The organism is Virgibacillus profundi (assembly GCF_002287375.1).
GTDB classification, from domain to species: Bacteria; Bacillota; Bacilli; order Bacillales; family Amphibacillaceae; genus Virgibacillus_K; species Virgibacillus_K profundi.
The window spans coordinates 1-1,447 of sequence record NZ_NPOA01000036.1 but is presented as its reverse complement, the minus strand read 5'-3'; the positions used below and the strand labels follow the sequence as shown (position 1 = coordinate 1,447).

Annotated in this window: 1 protein-coding gene; it reads right to left on the bottom strand. The window is 33.7% G+C overall.

The genetic code is table 11. The annotated features are described in order from the left end of the window. Nucleotides 1-161 precede the first annotated feature (161 nt). Complete coding sequence (locus tag CIL05_RS21390) at nt 162-1,340, bottom strand: IS256 family transposase (protein WP_095657540.1); 1,179 nt, start codon at nt 1,338-1,340, stop codon at nt 162-164. Between the last annotated feature and the right edge of the window lie 107 nt (nt 1,341-1,447).

Genomic DNA, 1,447 nt, shown 5'->3' with positions numbered 1-1,447 from the left:
AGTCAAGTCCTTAATTCTGTGTAATTTCCTAATACAAGTTTTCAACTATTTATTTGGCTTTTATATTGAATTTTATTTGGTAGGGAGGGGCCCCTCCCTACCAAATAAAATTTTCGCGTCAAAATTCATTACCCATTTTCATCTGTGCTTCACAAGTTCTATTATTCCTTTTTGCGATAAATGAATTTTTTGTTACCATTATCCATTGTTTCTTCACAATCCATAAGCACTGCCCCTATTAGTCGAAATGCAGAGTTGACGTTAGGAAAAATTCGTATTACCTGTTCTCTTCTTCTTACTTCCGAATTTAACCTTTCTAATACATTGGTGGATCGAATATGAATGTGTGTGTCTTTATCTTCCTCATAGAATTGAATGGCATCTTCATAGCCTGCATCTAATGTTTCAATAGCCTTTGTATACTTTTTGTCATCCTCATATTTTTCAATGAACTCATTTTTTAGCATTCTTGATATGTCTATTGTTGATGCCCTGAAAATTTCTTTTAAATGATCTCGTGCTTCTTTTGATTCTTTTTTAGGCATTTCTTTAACAATATTTCTTAAAAAGTGCACGGTACAACGCTGCCAACTCGTATTAAGGAAACTCTTTTTTATCGCTGCCTTTAGGCCTTCATGAGCGTCAGAAATAACCAATTTAGGTGACTGTAAGCCTCTGGCTTTTAAAGATTCAAAGAACTCATTCCAGCCTTCTGTGGATTCTTTATTAGTTACTTTAAACCCTATAATTTCTCTTCTATCCTGGCTATTTACCCCTAAAGCAATATAAACAGCTTTAGAAACTACTTTATGATATTCGCGGACTTTAATATACATCGCATCTACAAAGATGTAGTTATAATATTGGAGGTTTAGTGGACGTTCTGCCCATTCTTTAACAACCGGATCCAGCTTCTTAGTTAGCTCAGAAACCATAGATTTAGATACTTTTTCCCCACAAAGCTGTTCCACTATCTTAGTAACTTTTCTAGTAGAAACACCATTGACTACCATTTCTAACATGGACAATAAAAACGACTTGTCGCATCGTTTATATTTTTCGAAAATTTCCGTTGCAAATTCACCACTGCGCGTGCGTGGAACTTTTAGTGCCAACCTTCCTACACTAAGAATTAATTCTCTTTCATAATATCCATTTCTATAATCAATACGGTCTTCGTCTCGCTCATAGGAAGAGGTTTTCATGTACTGATCTCTTTCCGTTTCCATATATTGATTAAATAATATAACGATTGAAGATTTTACAACATCATTTAGATCAGATTGCATCACTTCATCTTTAATTTTTTCAAAATCTAGGTTAAACTGTAACTGGGTCATTATTAATTCCTCCTACATTGTTTATCGTCGTTGAAAAACATTGTATCATAAGGAATTAATGTGACCCTTTTTGTTTATCCTTTTTACACAATTATATGGACTTAATC

Bases quoted from the DNA above. Each gene is read 5' to 3' on its own strand.
- CIL05_RS21390 (WP_095657540.1), bottom strand. From the start codon at position 1,340: ATGACCCAGTTACAGTTTAACCTAGATTTTGAAAAAATTAAAGATGAA.